This window comes from Micromonospora lacuserhaii (genome assembly GCF_036902735.1).
GTDB lineage: Bacteria > Actinomycetota > Actinomycetes > Mycobacteriales > Micromonosporaceae > Micromonospora.
Genome location: NZ_JBAKHO010000040.1, coordinates 37,293 through 51,609, shown reverse-complemented (window position 1 = coordinate 51,609; position 14,317 = coordinate 37,293). Strand labels below are relative to the sequence as shown.

11 protein-coding genes are annotated in these 14,317 nt (G+C 75.9%); 10 read left to right on the top strand and 1 reads right to left on the bottom strand.

The features are described 5' to 3' along the window. From V6U81_RS21840 to V6U81_RS21830, 3 genes are all read left to right on the top strand, one after another. On the top strand, window positions 1-3,097 hold a 3,097-nt coding region (locus V6U81_RS21840; protein ID WP_334491740.1), incomplete at its 5' end, for a type I polyketide synthase. A 98-nt stretch (window positions 3,098-3,195) separates the two neighbouring features. Next, window positions 3,196-4,113, top strand: a complete 918-nt coding sequence (locus V6U81_RS21835) for a proline iminopeptidase-family hydrolase (RefSeq protein WP_420884059.1) — start codon at window positions 3,196-3,198, stop codon at window positions 4,111-4,113. Between the two features lie 28 nt (window positions 4,114-4,141). Next, on the top strand, window positions 4,142-4,648 hold the full coding sequence (locus V6U81_RS21830; RefSeq protein WP_334491739.1) for a flavin reductase family protein: 507 nt from the start codon (window positions 4,142-4,144) through the stop codon (window positions 4,646-4,648). A gap of 43 nt (window positions 4,649-4,691) precedes the next feature. Here V6U81_RS21830 and V6U81_RS21825 read toward each other — a convergent pair whose 3' ends face one another. Further along, window positions 4,692-6,005, bottom strand: coding sequence for a sensor histidine kinase (locus V6U81_RS21825; protein WP_334491738.1), 1,314 nt, complete (start codon window positions 6,003-6,005; stop codon window positions 4,692-4,694). 314 nt (window positions 6,006-6,319) lie between these two features. Between V6U81_RS21825 and mftB the strand changes: the two genes are divergently transcribed. Genes mftB through V6U81_RS21790 form a run of 7 tightly spaced genes read left to right on the top strand, consistent with a single transcriptional unit; the run spans window position 6,320 to window position 14,317 of the window. After that, the gene (mftB, locus tag V6U81_RS21820; protein WP_334491737.1) at window positions 6,320-6,619 is read left to right on the top strand and encodes a mycofactocin biosynthesis chaperone MftB; all 300 of its coding nucleotides are present in this window, start codon (window positions 6,320-6,322) and stop codon (window positions 6,617-6,619) included. A 30-nt stretch (window positions 6,620-6,649) separates the two neighbouring features. Beyond that, on the top strand, window positions 6,650-7,822 hold the full coding sequence (gene mftC / locus V6U81_RS21815; protein WP_334491736.1) for a mycofactocin radical SAM maturase: 1,173 nt from the start codon (window positions 6,650-6,652) through the stop codon (window positions 7,820-7,822). Beyond that, entirely contained in the window at window positions 7,819-9,774 is a 1,956-nt protein-coding gene (locus V6U81_RS21810) for a mycofactocin system FadH/OYE family oxidoreductase 1 (protein ID WP_334491735.1), read from the top strand. Before mftC ends, V6U81_RS21810 begins: the two co-directional genes overlap by 4 nt. Beyond that, window positions 9,774-11,729 carry a mycofactocin system FadH/OYE family oxidoreductase 2 gene (locus tag V6U81_RS21805; protein ID WP_334491734.1) on the top strand — a complete coding sequence of 652 codons (1,956 nt, stop codon included), beginning with the start codon at window positions 9,774-9,776 and terminating at the stop codon, window positions 11,727-11,729. The genes V6U81_RS21810 and V6U81_RS21805 overlap by 1 nt, the downstream gene beginning before the upstream one ends. After that, the gene (locus V6U81_RS21800; RefSeq protein WP_334491733.1) at window positions 11,726-12,688 is read left to right on the top strand and encodes a mycofactocin-associated electron transfer flavoprotein alpha subunit; all 963 of its coding nucleotides are present in this window, start codon (window positions 11,726-11,728) and stop codon (window positions 12,686-12,688) included. The genes V6U81_RS21805 and V6U81_RS21800 overlap by 4 nt, the downstream gene beginning before the upstream one ends. Further along, window positions 12,681-14,009: an FAD-dependent oxidoreductase gene (locus V6U81_RS21795; RefSeq protein WP_334491732.1), complete on the top strand. Its 1,329-nt coding sequence runs from the start codon at window positions 12,681-12,683 to the stop codon at window positions 14,007-14,009. Before V6U81_RS21800 ends, V6U81_RS21795 begins: the two co-directional genes overlap by 8 nt. Continuing rightward, window positions 14,006-14,317, top strand: a complete 312-nt coding sequence (locus tag V6U81_RS21790; protein ID WP_334491731.1) for a ferredoxin family protein — start codon at window positions 14,006-14,008, stop codon at window positions 14,315-14,317. Before V6U81_RS21795 ends, V6U81_RS21790 begins: the two co-directional genes overlap by 4 nt.

Sequence of the window (14,317 nt, the reverse complement as noted above, 5' to 3'; positions counted from 1 at the left end):
GTCCACCCGGCTGCGGGTGTCGCACGCGTTCCACTCGCCGCTGATGGAGCCGATGCTCGCGGACTTCCGGGCGGTCGCGCGGTCGCTGAGCTACGCCGCGCCGACTCTCCCCGTGGTGTCCACCCTCACCGGACGGCTGGCCAGCGCGGAGGAGCTGACCGACCCCGACTACTGGGTGCGGCACGTCCGGCACGCCGTCCGCTTCGCCGACGCGGTCACCACCCTGGAGGCCGCCGGGGTGACCCGGTTCGTCGAGATCGGACCCGACGGTGTGCTGACCGGGCTGGCCGCGCAGAGCGCCACCGGCGACCGGACCGTCACGATCGCCACCCAGCGCCGCGACCGCGAGGAGGTGGTCACCCTGGCCGCCGCCGTGGGCCGGCTCTGGGCCACCGGCGCGCCCGTCGACCTGACGGCCTGGTGCCCGACCGGCCGCCGGGTCGAGCTGCCCACCTACGCCTTCCAGCGCGAGCACCACTGGCTGCGGCACGCCACCCCGGCCGGTGACGTCGCCGCGGTGGGTCTCGCCGCCGTGGAACACCCACTGCTCGGCGCGGCCGTGCCGCTGCCCGACGGCGGTGTCGTCCTCACCGGCCGGCTCTGCCTCGACGCCCAGCCCTGGCTGGCCGACCACGCCGTGCACGGCACGATCCTGCTGCCCGGCACCGGCCTGGTCGAACTCGCCCTGCGGGCCGGCGACGAGGTCGGCTGCGACACCGTCGAGGAACTCACCCTGCTGGCGCCGCTCGTCCTCACCGCCGGCCGGACCGTGCACGTCCAGGTGATCGTGGGACCGGCCGACGCTTCCGCCGCCCGGGCACTGAGCATCCGGTCGCAGACCGTCGGGAGCGCCACGGCGTGGACGACGCACGCCGAGGGCCTGCTCGTACCGGGCCTCCCGACCCCCGCCGCCGTCCCGGCCGCCTGGCCGCCGCCGGGCGCGACCCCGCTCGACCTGGCCGGTGCGTACGCCCGGATGGCCGGGCAGGGGTACGCGTACGGGCCGGCCTTCCAGTGCCTGCACGCCGCCTGGCGCCTCGGTGACGACGTGTACGCCGAGGTCGCCCTGCCCGAGGCGGCCCGCGCCGACGGCGAGCGGTTCGGCCTGCACCCCGCGCTCTTCGACGCCGCCATGCACGCGGTGGTGCTCGGCGGCACCGACGGGGACACCGCCGCCCTGCCGTTCGCCTGGTCGGGGGTCACCCTGCACGCCGCCGGCGCGACGGCCGTCCGGGTCCACCTGACCCAGCCCGCGCCCGACACGCTGACCGTCACCGTCACCGATCCGGCCAACAATCCCGTCGCGTCGGTCGGCTCGCTGGCCCTGCGGCCCGTCTCCGCCGACCAGCTCGGCACCGCCGCCGACTCCACCCTGTACGCGGTCGACTGGGTCACCGCGCCCGCCCGCGCCGTCCCGGCGGGGGAGTGGCTGACGCTGGCCGCGACGGACGATCCGCTCGACGTCGCGGCCACCGCGAGCGGTTCGCCGCCCGCCGCCGTGGTGCTGGAGTGCGCCGCCCCCGACACGGCGGTACCCGCGGCGGTCCGGTCCGTGCTGGACCGGACGCTGACCGCGCTGCGGTCCTGGCTGGCGGCCGACCGGCTCGCCGAGTCCCGGCTCGTCGTGCTGACCCGTGGCGCGGTACCCGTCGACGGTGAACCCGTGGACGTGCGGCTGGCCCCGGTGTGGGGCCTGGTCCGGGCCGCCCAGGCGGAGCATCCCGGCCGGATCACCCTGGTCGACGTCGACGCGACCGGTGGCCTCGACGACGTGCGCGCCGCCGTCGCCCTCGACGAGCCGGAGGTCGTCGTCCGCGACGGCGTGGCCCGCGTACCCCGGCTCGTCCCGCTGCCGGCGGCGGTCGGGACCGGCGTGCGGTGGGAGGCCGGCGGAACCGTCCTGGTGACCGGCGGCACCAGCGGTCTCGGCGCCGTCCTGGCCCGGCACCTGGTGACGGCGCACGGCGTACGCCGGCTGGTTTTGGCCAGCCGCCGGGGCCCCCGGGCGCCCGGCGCGGCGGCGCTGCGCGCGGAGCTGCTGGCGGCGGGCGCGACCGAGGTGACCGTGCTGGCCTGCGACCTGGCCGACCCGGCCCAGGTGACCGCCCTGGTCGACGGCGTACCCGGACAGTGGCCGCTGACCGGTGTGCTGCACGCGGCCGGGGTCGCCGACAACGCGGTCGTGGAGGCGTTGACCCCTGGCCAGCTCTCCGCGACGCTCGGCCCGAAGGCCGACGCGGCCTGGCTGCTGCACGAGGCCACCCGGCGGCTCCCGCTCACCGCGTTCGTGGCGCTCTCCTCCGCCGGGGGTCTGCTGTTGGCCGCCGGGCAGGGCGGGTACGCCGCGGCCAACGTCTTCCTCGACGCCCTGATGACCGAGCGGCGGCGCGCCGGCCTGCCCGGCACCGCGCTGGCGTACGGGCTGTGGAGCGGAGCCGGGATGGGCCGCGACCTGACCGAGGTGGACCTGGCCCGGATGCGCCGCCAGGGCCTGCCCGCGCTGACCGTCGACGAGGGGGTCCGGCTCTTCGACGCCGGTGTCGGCGCCGGCCGGGCAGTGTCGGTGCCGCTGCGGCTCGACGTGGCGGCCCTCGCCACCGGGGACGTCCCGCCGATGCTGCGGGCCCTGGTGCCGGTGACCTCCCGCCGGGCCCGGGCGGCGGCGGCCGGGCAGGACGGGACGACCGAGCTGCTGCGCCGGCTGACCGGCCTGCCCGGCGCGGACCGGGAACGGGCCCTGGTGGAGCTGGTCCGCGAGCACGCCGCGGCGGTCCTCGGCCACCCGGACGGGACCGGGATCGACGTGGACCGTGGCTTCCTCGACCTGGGCTTCGACTCGCTCAGCGGCCTGGAGCTGCGGGACCGGCTGGCCCGGGCCACCGGCCGCCGGCTGCCGTCGATGCTGGTCTTCGACCACCCGTCGGTGGCCGCGCTCGCCCGCCACCTCGGCACCGTGCTGTTCGACGCCGAGCCGTCCACCCCGGCGCCGCCGGCTGCGGAGCCGGCGGAGGAGGACCTCAGCGACGCCTCGGCGGCCGAGCTGTTCGACATCCTCGACCGGGAGCTGGGCGCCGCCGACCCGGCGGAGTCGCGATAAGGGGAACGGCAGGGGTCCGGTTAGGGGATCCCGCCGCGCCCGGCCCGCATAGGTTCGGTGCCGGCACCGGATCCGCCGGTGCGACGCACCGCAGAGCCGTGGAGGTGGTCGACGTGTCGTACGCCGCGACGGCGAAGGGGACCGTGGAGTTCGGGCCACACCGGACCTGGTACCGGGTGACCGGTGACCTCCGCGCCGGCCGCCCGGCCCTGGTGGTCGTGCACGGCGGCCCGGGCATCACCCACGACTACCTGCTGAACCTCGCGGCGCTCGCCGGCGACGGCTGGCCGGTGGTGCACTACGACCAGCTCGGCAACGGCGGCTCGACGCACCTGCCGGACCGGGGGGCCGACTTCTGGACCCCGGAGCTCTTCCTCGCCGAGCTGGACAACCTGCTCGACAAGCTCGGCGTCGCCGACGACTACGTGCTCTTCGGGCACTCCTGGGGCGGCATGCTGGCCGCCCGGCACGCCGCCGCCCGACCTGCCGGGCTGCGCGGACTGGTGATCGCCAACTCGCCCGCGTCGTACCCGCTGTGGTTGTCGGAGATGAAGGTCCTGCGCGACCAGCTCCCGCCGGGCGTCAACGACACGCTGCTGCGGCACGAGGCCGCCGGCACCACCGACTCCACCGAGTACTTCGCGGCCACCCGGGTCTTCTACGACCGGCACGTCTGCCGCCGTACGCCGTGGCCCGGCGACTACATGGCCTCGTTCTACGAGCTCTACAACGATCCCACCGTCTACCACACCATGAATGGCCCCACCGAGTTCCACGTGGTCGGGTCGCTGCGTGACTGGTCCGTCGTCGACTGCCTGCCCGACATCGCGGTGCCGACCCTGCTGGTCTCCGGCCGGCACGACGAGGCGACGCCGGTGACCCTGCAGCCGTACCGGGGCCTTGTGCCGGACGTGCGGTGGGAGCTGTTCGAGGAGTCCAGCCACACCCCGCACCTGGAGGAGCCGGAGCGCTTCCGCTCGGTGCTCCACGGATACCTGGCCGGGCTACCGCGCTGACGCGGCAGGCCCGGCCGAAGGAGGACCGATGACCGCAGGAGTGTCCGAACGGGCGGCGGACGACCGGGCCGTGGCCGGGTTCCGCGACGCGATGGCCTCGTTCCCGAGCGGCGTGACGATCGTGACGACCACCGACGAGCGCGGCCGCTGGTGCGGGTTCACCGCCACGTCCTTCTGCTCGCTCTCGTTGGATCCGCCGCTGACGCTGGTCTGCCTGGCGCGGACGGCCCGGTGCCATCCCGGCTTCCTCGCCGCCAGCTCCTGGGTGATCCACATGCTGGCGCCCGAGCACGCCGGCCTCGCGATGCGCTTCGCCGACCGGGACGCGGACAAGTTCGGCGGTGGCGAGTTCGTGGCCAACGCCCAGGGCCACCCGGTGCTGCCGGGCGCCTGCGCGGTGCTCGAGTGCGAGGCGTTCGCCCGCTACGACGGCGGCGACCACACCATCCTGGTCGGCCGGGTGACCGCCGCAGCCGTACGCCCCGTCGACCCCGCGGTGTACTTCCGCCGCGGCTTCCACGCCCTGCCCGCCTGACCCGCCCGGCCGCCGTTGACGGGCCGGCGGCGTGGACGGCCGGTCAGGACACGGCGCTGGGCAGCGTCATCATCACGGCGGTCGGGCCACCGGCCGGGCTGATCACCGTCAGCGTCCCGTCGAACGCCTCCAGCCGCCGTCGTACGCCGGCGAGCCCGGTCCCGCCGTCCAGGCTCGCCCCGCCGACGCCGTCGTCGATGACCACCAGGGTGAGGCTCCCGTCCGCGTACGTCACGGTGACCGTCGCCTGCGCGGCCCCGCTGTGCTTGACCACATTGGCCAGCGCCTCGGCGATCGCGAAGTACGCGGCCGACTCGACCGGCGCGGGCGGCCGACCCGGCAGGTCCACCTGCACGGTCACCTCGGTCGGCAGGGCCAGCGCGAGGGCCTGCACCGCACCGGCCAGGCCGCGCTCGGCCAGCACCGGCGGGTGGATACCGCGGACCAGGTTGCGCAGGTCCGCCTGGGCGTGGTCGCTGGTCTCCCGCGCCTCGTTGAGCAGCTGCTGGGCGGCGTCCGGGTCGCGGGCCAGCAGGTCCGCCGCCATGCCCAGGCTGATCGAGAGGGCGACCAGCCGGGCCTGGGCCCCGTCGTGCAGGTCGCGCTCGATGCGCCGCAGCTCCGCCGCCTGGGTGTCGACCGCCGCCGACCGGGTGTCGGTGAGGTGCCGCACCCGCAGCGCCATCGACGCCCCGTACGTGGGGGCGAGCAGAACCTTGGCGAACCGGCCGTACACGGTCAGCAGCAGCGGCGCGAGCAGCGCCCCGCCGACGAGCAGCAGCACCCCCTGCGGCGGCGCGAGCAGCGCCTGCACGACATTCGTGATCGGCCAGAAGACGCCGTAGCCGAAGCCGGGGACGGCGATGCCGAGGATGAACCCGAGCAGGACGCCCTCCAGCCCGTAGACCACCATCATCGCCGGGAGCAGGCCGAGCACCAGGCCGGCCGGGAAGCCGACGAGCAGCCACGCCATGTCCCGCCAGGTCGACGCGTTGCGCAGCGCCCACAGGCAGCGCTGCCAGGCGGCGAGCAGCGCGTTGTCGGACCAGGCCGGCGGCTCGTGGTACGGCAGCTCGATCCGTACGCCGAGCCAGTCGCCGATCAGCCGCCGCTGCCACGTGGTGAGGTCCCGGACCGCGCCCATGGCGACCGGGGTGAGCACCACCCCGACGCCGGCCGCCGGGATCAGCAGCACCGACACCAGCCCGAGCACGAACAGCGCCAGCCCGAGGCAGCCGATGGTGGCCAGCCCCAGCCCGCGGAGGCACCAGGTGCCGGCCTGCCGGACCAGCTGCCCGACCGAGACCCGACCGGGCGTACCGAACGCCTCGTCGAGCGCCTGCCTGCCAGCTCCCATGCCGCACCCCCATCCGCCGAGGCCCGTCGCCGGCCGGTGATCCGCATCGGAGCTCACCCGGCCGGCGCCTCGCGCAAGGTCCATTCTCATCGACACCGCGACGTCACCGAGTAGTGCTAGGCCTACTTCCGGCAGCCCTCTGACCCGCCTCTTCGCCGGGGCGGCGTGAGCGGCTGGGCACGCAGCGTGGCCCCTAGCGGTGTCATTAGGGGTCCGGGCAGCGCCGCTAGTGGTTACCCGCGCCCACACGGGCCGGTTAGCGTCACCTCGCGCCCAGCCGTCGACCGTCCCCGTCGAACCGCGGAGGTTCCCGCATGCCGGAGCACGGTTCCGAGCCCGCCAGCACCCCGGTCTTCGACCCGGCCCTGCCGTACCGCCGATCGCCGCAGGTGGCCTTGCGGCCCGAGCCGTTCGGCGCGCTGGCGTACCACTTCGGCACCCGCCGACTCTCCTTTCTCAAGACGCCGGTCCTGGTCACCGTCGTCGAGTCGCTCGCCGGCCACGCCGACGTGCACGACGCGCTGGACCGGGCCGACGTGCCGACCGACCTGCGCCACAGCTATCTGGCCGCGCTCCGTGGCCTCGCCGAGGCCGGGACGATCGAGCCGCGCTGAGGGCGGGGCAGTGATGGAGGAAGAGCCGCGATGAAACTCGTCGACCACTTCGAGCGGGGGCTGGCCGCACCGATCTGCCTGACCTGGGAGCTCACCTACGCGTGCAACCTCGCGTGCGTGCACTGCCTGTCGTCGTCCGGCCGCCGCGACCCCGCCGAGCTCAGCTTCGACGAGTGCCGGTCGTTCCTCGACGAGCTCCAGCGCATGCAGGTCTTCTACGTCAACATCGGCGGCGGGGAACCGACCGTCCGCCCCGACTTCTGGGAACTGGTCGAGTACGCCACGGCGCACCAGGTCGGGGTGAAGTTCTCCACCAACGGCGTCCGGATCACCCCGGAGCGGGCCCGGTGGATCGCCGCCAGCGACTACCTGGACGTCCAGCTCTCGCTGGACGGTGCCACCGCCGAGGTGAACGACGCGGTCCGGGGCGCCGGCTCGTACGACACGGCCCGCACCGCGATGCGGTACCTGGCCGAGGCCGGCGTCCGCGACTTCAAGATCAGCGTGGTGGTGACCCGGGCCAACGCCGGCCAGCTCGACGCGTTCGCCGAGCTGGCCGATCAGCACGGCGCGCAGCTGCGGCTGACCCGGCTGCGGCCGGCCGGGCGGGGCGCCGACGTCTGGGACGAGCTGCACCCGACCGCCACCCAGCAGGCCCAGCTCTACGACTGGCTGGTCGCCCGGGGCGAGCGGGTGCTGACCGGGGACTCCTTCTTCCACCTCAACCCGCTGGGCGCGAGCCCGCTGCCCGGCCTGAACCTGTGCGGCGCCGGGCGGGTGGTCTGCCTCGTCGACCCGGTCGGCGACGTCTACGCCTGCCCGTTCGCGATCCACGAGCGGTTCCGGGCGGGCAACGTCCGGTCGCCCGGCGGCTTCGCCCGGGTCTGGCGCGACTCGCCGCGCTTCGCCGAGTTCCGGTCGCCGGAGGCGGCCGGTGGCTGCACCGGCTGCGCCGCCGCCGACAGCTGCCGCGGCGGCTGCATGGCGGCAAAGTTCTTCACCGGGCTGCCACTGTCCGGCCCGGACCCGGAGTGCGCCCTCGGCCACGGCGAGGCCGCGCTGGCGGCGGTCACCGCCGGCTCCGCGCCGAGGCCCAGCGTCGACCACTCGCGCCGGCCGGTGCCGGTGCGGATCGGCGGCCCTACCCCCGACGTCGCCGGGCGCGCCTGCGACAGCAGCCCGCTCGTCGGCTGCGGCGGATGACCACCGGGGGCATCGGCCCGACCGACCCGGTGGAGCTGGCCGGGCGCCGGGCGCCGAGCCGGGTGCTGTTCGGGCCGCACGAGACCAACCTCGGCCGGGGACGGGCGTTGTCCCCGGCGCACGTGGGCTACTACGCGCGCCGGGCCGCCGGTGGGGCCGGCGTGGTGGTGGTGGAGACGGCGAGCGTGCACGACAGCGACTGGCCGTACGAGCGGGCCCCGCTGGCCGCCGACTGCGGGCCCGGCTGGGCCGCCGTCGTGGCTGCCTGCCGTCCACACGGGACGCTGGTCCTCGCCGGGCTCGGGCACGCCGGTGGGCAGGGCTCCTCCGCCTGGTCGCAGGGCGCGCTCTGGGCGCCGTCCGGGGTGCCGGACGTCATCACCCGCGAGATGCCGATGGCGATGGAACAGCCGGAGATCGACGCGCTGACCGCGGGCTTCGCGTCCGCGGCGGGGCTCGCCGTCCGCGCCGGGGCCGACGGCGTGGAGATCGACGCGGGGCAGCACAGCATCCTGCGTCAGTTCCTCTCCGCGCTCACCAACGTCCGCACCGACAGGTACGGCGCCGACCGGTCCCGGCTGGTGCGCGAGGTGCTGTCGGCGGTCCGCACGGCGATCGGCGGGGACGCCGTGCTCGGCCTTCGGCTGTCCTGCGACGAGCTGGCCCCGTGGGCCGGCATCACCCCGCAGGCCGCCGCCGAGCTGGCCGTCGAGTTCGCCCCGGCGGTCGACTACCTGGCCGTGGTGCGGGGTTCCGCGTACGGCGTGCCGGCCACCCGGCCGGACCTGCACACCGAGCCGGGCTTCAACCGGGACCTCTGCGGCAGCGTCCGCAAGGCGGTGGCTGACGCCACCCCGGTGGTGTTCCAGGGTTCGGTCGTCGACCCGGCGCGGGCGCAGGAGGCGCTGCGCGACGGCACCGCCGACCTGGTCGAGATGACCCGCGCGCAGATCGCCGACCCGGACCTGGTCGCCAAGTGGCGGGCCGGCCGTCCGGAACGGATCCGACCGTGCGTGCTGTGCAACCAGCGGTGCCGGGTGCGGGACAGCCGGAACCCGGTGGTGAGCTGCCTGGCCGAACCGGCCAGCGGGTACGAGTCCGAGGACGTGCCGGCCACCGAGGGCCGCGACCGGACGTCCCGCGACGTGCTGGTGGTGGGCGGGGGGCCGGGCGGCCTGGAGGCGGCCCGGGTGCTGGCCACCCGCGGCCACCGGGTGGAGCTGGCCGAGCGCGCCGGACGCCTCGGCGGGGCGCTGCGGCACGCCGCGGCGGTCGGCGGCCGGTCCCGCCTCGGCGAGCTGGTCGACTGGTGGGAGCGGGAACTCGGCCGGCTCGGCGTGACCGTGCGGACGGGCGTCACCGTCACCGCGACCGACCTGGACGCCGCCGTGGCGTCGGGACGCGCCGTCCTGCTGGCCACCGGCGGCGTCCCGGGCCCCCGGGACTTCCCGGCCGCGGTCGACGTCGCGGACCTGCTCGTCGCGACGCCCGACGGCGGTACTGTCGGCGCCGCGCTGCCGCCCGGCCCGGTGGTGGTCTCCGACGAGGTGGGCGACGCCGTCGGGGTGGGGGTGGCGGAGCTACTCGCGGCGGCCGGCCGGCCCACCGCGCTGGTCACCCGGGACCCGGTGCCCGGCGTCCAGTTGGCGCTGACCGGCGACCTCGCCGACGCGAACGGCCGCCTCCAACGGGCCGGCGTGCGGCTGCTGCGCCGTTCCCGGGTCCGCGCCGTCGAGTCCGGCCGGGTCGTCGTGGAGGACGTGTACACCGCCGAACGGACCTCGCTCGACTGCGCCGTCCTGGTGCACTGGGGGCACCGGCTCCCGCAACCCGAGCTGGCCGACGTGCACCCCGACGCGCCCCGGGCGGGCGACTGCGTCGCCCCGCGCACCGTGCACGAGGCCGTACGCGAGGGGCGCCGCGCCGCCCTCGCGCTCGTCGGGGCCGGCTGATGGCCACCCGGTTCCCGCACCTGTTCTCGCCGCTGCGCATCGGGCCGGTGGTGGTGACCAACCGGGTGGTCAGCTCCGCGCACCTGACCAACTACGCCGAGGACGGCCTGCCCAGCGCCCAGCACGCCGCCTACTACGCGGCCCGGGCGGCCGGCGGGGCGGGACTGGTCATCACCGAGGAGCAGTCCACCCACCCGACGGACTGGCCGTACGAGAAGCTGATCCACGGCTTCCGGCCCGAGGTGGTGCCCGGGTACCGGCGGATCACCGAGGCCGTGCACGCCCACGGCGTGCCGGTCTTCGCCCAGCTCAACCACAACGGCGGCCAGGGCACCGGGATGTACTCGCGGCGGCCGGTGTGGGCCCCGTCGGCGGTGCCGGACCCGCTGTTCCGGGAGGTGCCCAAGGCGGTCACCGGCGCGGAGATCCGCGAGGTGGTCGACGGCTACGGGGTGGTCGCCGGGCACTGCGCCGAGGGCGGCTTCGACGGCGTGGAGCTGCAGTGCTCGCACTCGTCGATCGTCCGGGGCTTCCTCTCTCCGGCGACGAACCTGCGGACCGACCGCTACGGCGGCCCGCTGGCCAACCGGGCCCAGCTGCTGCTGGAGATCATCGACGCGGTCCGCGAGGCGCTCGGCCCCGACCGGGCGCTGGGGGTACGGCTCTGCGGCGACGAACTCGTCGAGGGCGGCATCGTGCTGGACGAGGCGGTCGAGGTGGCACGGATGGTGGAGGCGACCGGCAAGGTCGACTACGTCAACACCTCGATCGGCGTCGCCACCGCCACCCTGTACATGATCGAGGCCTCGATGGCCGTTCCCCCCGGCTACGGCCTGTTCGTGGCGAACGCGCTGCGCCGGGCGGTCCGGCTGCCGGTCGTCGGGGTCGGCCGGATCAAGGACCCGGTGCAGGCCGAACGTGCCCTCGCCGCCGGCCACTGCGACCTGGTCGGTGTGGTACGCGGGCAGATCGCCGATCCCGGCTTCACCGCCAAGGCCCGCGCCGGGCGGTCGGCGGAGATCCGGGCCTGTCTCTCCTGCAACCAGGAGTGCGTCGGCCGGATGGGGCTGAACCGCTGGCTGGGCTGCGTGGTCAACCCGCGCGCCGGCCGCGAGTCGGTGCCGCTGCCCGCGCCGGGCCTGCCGGGCCGCCGGGTGCTGGTGGTGGGCGGGGGGCCGGCCGGGCTGCGGGCCGCGGCGACCGCCGCCGAGCGGGGCCACCGGGTGACCCTCTACGAGCGGGCGCCGGAGACCGGCGGGCAGGTCGGGGTGGCGGCCACCGCGCCGGGGCGCGCGGAGTTCGGCGACCTGGTCCGCAGCCTGTTCGCCGAGTGCCGACAGCACGGCGTGGAGATCCGCACCGGTGTCACGGCGACGGCGGCGACGCTGCGCGCGGCGCGGCCGGACGCGGTCGTGCTGGCCACCGGCGCCCGCCCGCAGCTGCCACCCTGGGCCACCGGGCTCGACCGGGTCGCCGAGGTGCGCGACGTGCTGGAGGGCCGGGTCGCGCCGCACGGTGACGTGCTGGTCGTGGACGAACTGGGCTTCCACCAGGCCACCTCCGTGGCGGAGTTGCTCGCCGACCGGGGCTGCCGGGTCCGGGTGACGACGCCCGGGATGATCGTCGGCCAGGATCTCGGCATCACCCTGGACATGGAGATGTTCCTGGTCCGGGCGCACGCCCGGGGGATCCGGCTGGAGACCGACGAGGTGGTGCTGGCCGGCGCGGCGGTCTCCGACGGCCTGGAACTGCAGATGCTGCGGCACACCACCGGGGTCACCTCGCCGCTGCGGGTCGACTGGGTGGTCTGCGCGACCCACCCGGCGCCGGAGGACGAGCTGTGGCGGGAGTTGCGCGACGTCCCGTTCGAGGTGCACCGGGTGGGGGACTGCGTGGCGCCCCGCCGGGCGCACGCCGCCGTGGTCGAGGGACACCGGGTGGGGGTGGCGCTGTGACGCCGGAGGTGGGTGCGCCGATCGCGGTGGTGGTGGCCCGGGCGGGCCGGCTGCCGCTCGGCGCGGCCGAGGCTGCGGCGGAGGCCGGCGGCCGGGCACTGGTGATCGGCTCCGGCGCCGCCGAGGCTGCCGGCGCGCTCGCCGGCGCGCACACCGTCCACTGGACCGAGCAGGACGGCTTCCGGCCCGGGCACTGGTCCGCGCAGCTGGCCACCGTCCTGGCCGGCAGCGGCCCGATCCTGCTGCCCGCGTCCCCGGACGGCCGTGACCTCGCACCCCGGCTCGCCGCCGTTTTGCGTCGGCCGCTGCTCGCCGGCGCGACCCGGCTGCTGCCCGACGGCGCCGAGGTGCTGCGCTGGGGTGGCCGGCTCGGCGTGGAGCTGGCGGTGGACGGCCCGTTCGTCGCCACCCTGCAACCCGGCGTACGCGGCGTCGACGCGGACCACGGTGCCGGCTGCCTGCACCCGCTCACCCTGCCGCCGCCCCCGGCGACGCCCGAGGTGACCACGGTGTCCGTGGCGGATCCCGAACCAGCCACCGTGGCGCTCGCGGAGGCGCCCCGGATCCTCACCGCGGGGGCCGGGATCGGCCGGGGGGAGCTGACCGGCCCGCAGGCCGTCGCGCTGCTGGGCCGGGTCGCCGCCGGGCTGGGCGCCTCGCTGGGCGCCACCCGCGTGGTCACCGACGCCGGCTGGGTGCCGGCCGCCCGCCAGATCGGCACCACCGGCGTACTGGTCGACCCCGACCTCTGCGTCGCCTTCGGCGTCTCCGGCGCCGCCCAGCACCTCGGCGGCCTCGGCCAGCCACGGCACCTGGTCAGCGTCAACCCGGACGCGTCGTGCCCGATGACGACGGCCGCCGACCTCGCCCTGGTGACCGACGCGGCGGCCCTGCTGGCGGAGCTGGCGGCGCGACTCGACCCGGGCGTCCGGCCCGGAGCAAAGGAGCACGATGACTGACCAGCCCGCCGGCACGCCACCGCGGTTCGACGTGGTCGTGGTCGGCGCCGGACCGGCCGGCTCCGCCGCGGCGCTGGAGGCCGCCCGCGCCGGCCGGTCGGTCGCCCTGGTGGAGCGGGGACCGTTCCCGGGCGCCAAGAACGTGTACGGCGGGGTCGTCTACGGACGCGTCCTCGACGAGCTCGTGCCGCGCTGGTGGGAGCAGATGCCGGTGCAGCGCTGGGTGACCCGGCGCGCCACCATGGTGATGACCCCGACGCAGGCGATGACGGTCGACTTTCGGACCAGCGACTGGGGTCGCCCGCCGTACAACGGGGCGACCGTGCACCGGGCGGATCTCGACGGCTGGCTCGCCGGGCTCGCGGTGGCGGCCGGCGCCGTGCTCGTGCCGTCGACCGTGGTCACCGGGCTGCTGCGCGACGCCACCGGCGCGGTCGTCGGGGTCCGCACCGACCGGCCCGACGGTGACCTGCGCGCCGGCGTGGTGATCGCCTGCGACGGGGTCAACTCCTTCCTCGCGAAGGAGGCGGGGCTGTACCGCGAGGGCGCGGCCGGTCGGCACGTCGCGCTCGGCGTGAAGGAGACCCTGGCGCTGCCGCGCGAGGTCATCGACCAGCGGTTCGGGCTCAGCGGCCAGGAGGGTGCCGACATCGAGGTGCTCGGCTGTACCCGCGGCCTGCCCGGCGGCGGGTTCCTCTACACCCAGCGGGATTCGGTGAGCGTCGGCGTGGTCGTCGGCCTCTCCGGCCTGGCCACCGGCACGGTACGTCCCGAGGAGCTGATGGGCGACCTCAAGCGGCACGGTGCCGTCGCCCCCCTGCTGCGCGGCGGCACGCTGGTCGAGTACTCGGCCCACCTGCTACCTGAGGGTGGCTACCGGAGCATGCCGGACCTGGTGGGCGACGGCATCCTGGTCGCCGGCGACGCTGCGGCGATGTGTCTCGCCGCCGGCGTCTGGCTGGAGGGGGTGAACTTCGCCATCGGTGCCGGCATGTACGCCGGACGGGCCGCCGCCGCCGCGGTGGCAGCCGGCGACGTGAGCCGGCCGGGGCTGGCCGGGTACCGGCGGATGCTGCGCGACTCGTTCGTCCTCGCCGACCTGCGCCGGCTGCGCCGGGTGCCGGATCTCGTTCTCTCCGACCGGGTGCAGCAGCGGTATCCGGGCCTGCTCTGCGACCTCGTCCAAGGAGTGTTCCAGGTGGACAATCCCCGTCCGAAGCCCGGGCTGCGCCGGTTGCTGCGGCGCAGCGCGGCGACCCACCAGGTCCGGGTCCGCGATCTCGCCCGGGACGCGCTCGTGGCGCTGCGGGCGTTCCGGTGAGCCGGCCCGACCCGCCGGGTCCGCACCTGGAGACCGGCTTCGACGAGCGGATCGCGACCACCGAGTTCCGGGTCGGCGCCCGGGCGCACATCACGGTGGACACCCGGGTGTGCCGGTCCTGCACCACCCAGGCGTGCGTGCGCTGCTGCCCCGCCGACCTGTTCACCCCGACCGCCGACGGCGGGATCCTCTTCAGCTACGAGCAGTGCTTCGAGTGCGGCGCCTGCTACCAGGTCTGCAACACCGGGGGTGCCATCTCCTGGAGCTACCCCGATGGTGGCCAGGGCGTCGTCTTCCGGAAGGGGTGA

What these genes read in the sequence shown, in the direction of transcription:
- V6U81_RS21830 (WP_334491739.1), top strand. Translation starts at nt 4,142, where the DNA reads ATGACCGCAGGAGTGTCCGAACGGGCGGCGGACGACCGGGCCGTGGCC.
- V6U81_RS21825 (WP_334491738.1), bottom strand. Translation starts at nt 6,005, where the DNA reads ATGGGAGCTGGCAGGCAGGCGCTCGACGAGGCGTTCGGTACGCCCGGT.
- mftB (WP_334491737.1), top strand. Translation starts at nt 6,320, where the DNA reads ATGCCGGAGCACGGTTCCGAGCCCGCCAGCACCCCGGTCTTCGACCCG.
- mftC (WP_334491736.1), top strand. Translation starts at nt 6,650, where the DNA reads ATGAAACTCGTCGACCACTTCGAGCGGGGGCTGGCCGCACCGATCTGC.
- V6U81_RS21810 (WP_334491735.1), top strand. Translation starts at nt 7,819, where the DNA reads ATGACCACCGGGGGCATCGGCCCGACCGACCCGGTGGAGCTGGCCGGG.
- V6U81_RS21805 (WP_334491734.1), top strand. Translation starts at nt 9,774, where the DNA reads ATGGCCACCCGGTTCCCGCACCTGTTCTCGCCGCTGCGCATCGGGCCG.
- V6U81_RS21795 (WP_334491732.1), top strand. Translation starts at nt 12,681, where the DNA reads ATGACTGACCAGCCCGCCGGCACGCCACCGCGGTTCGACGTGGTCGTG.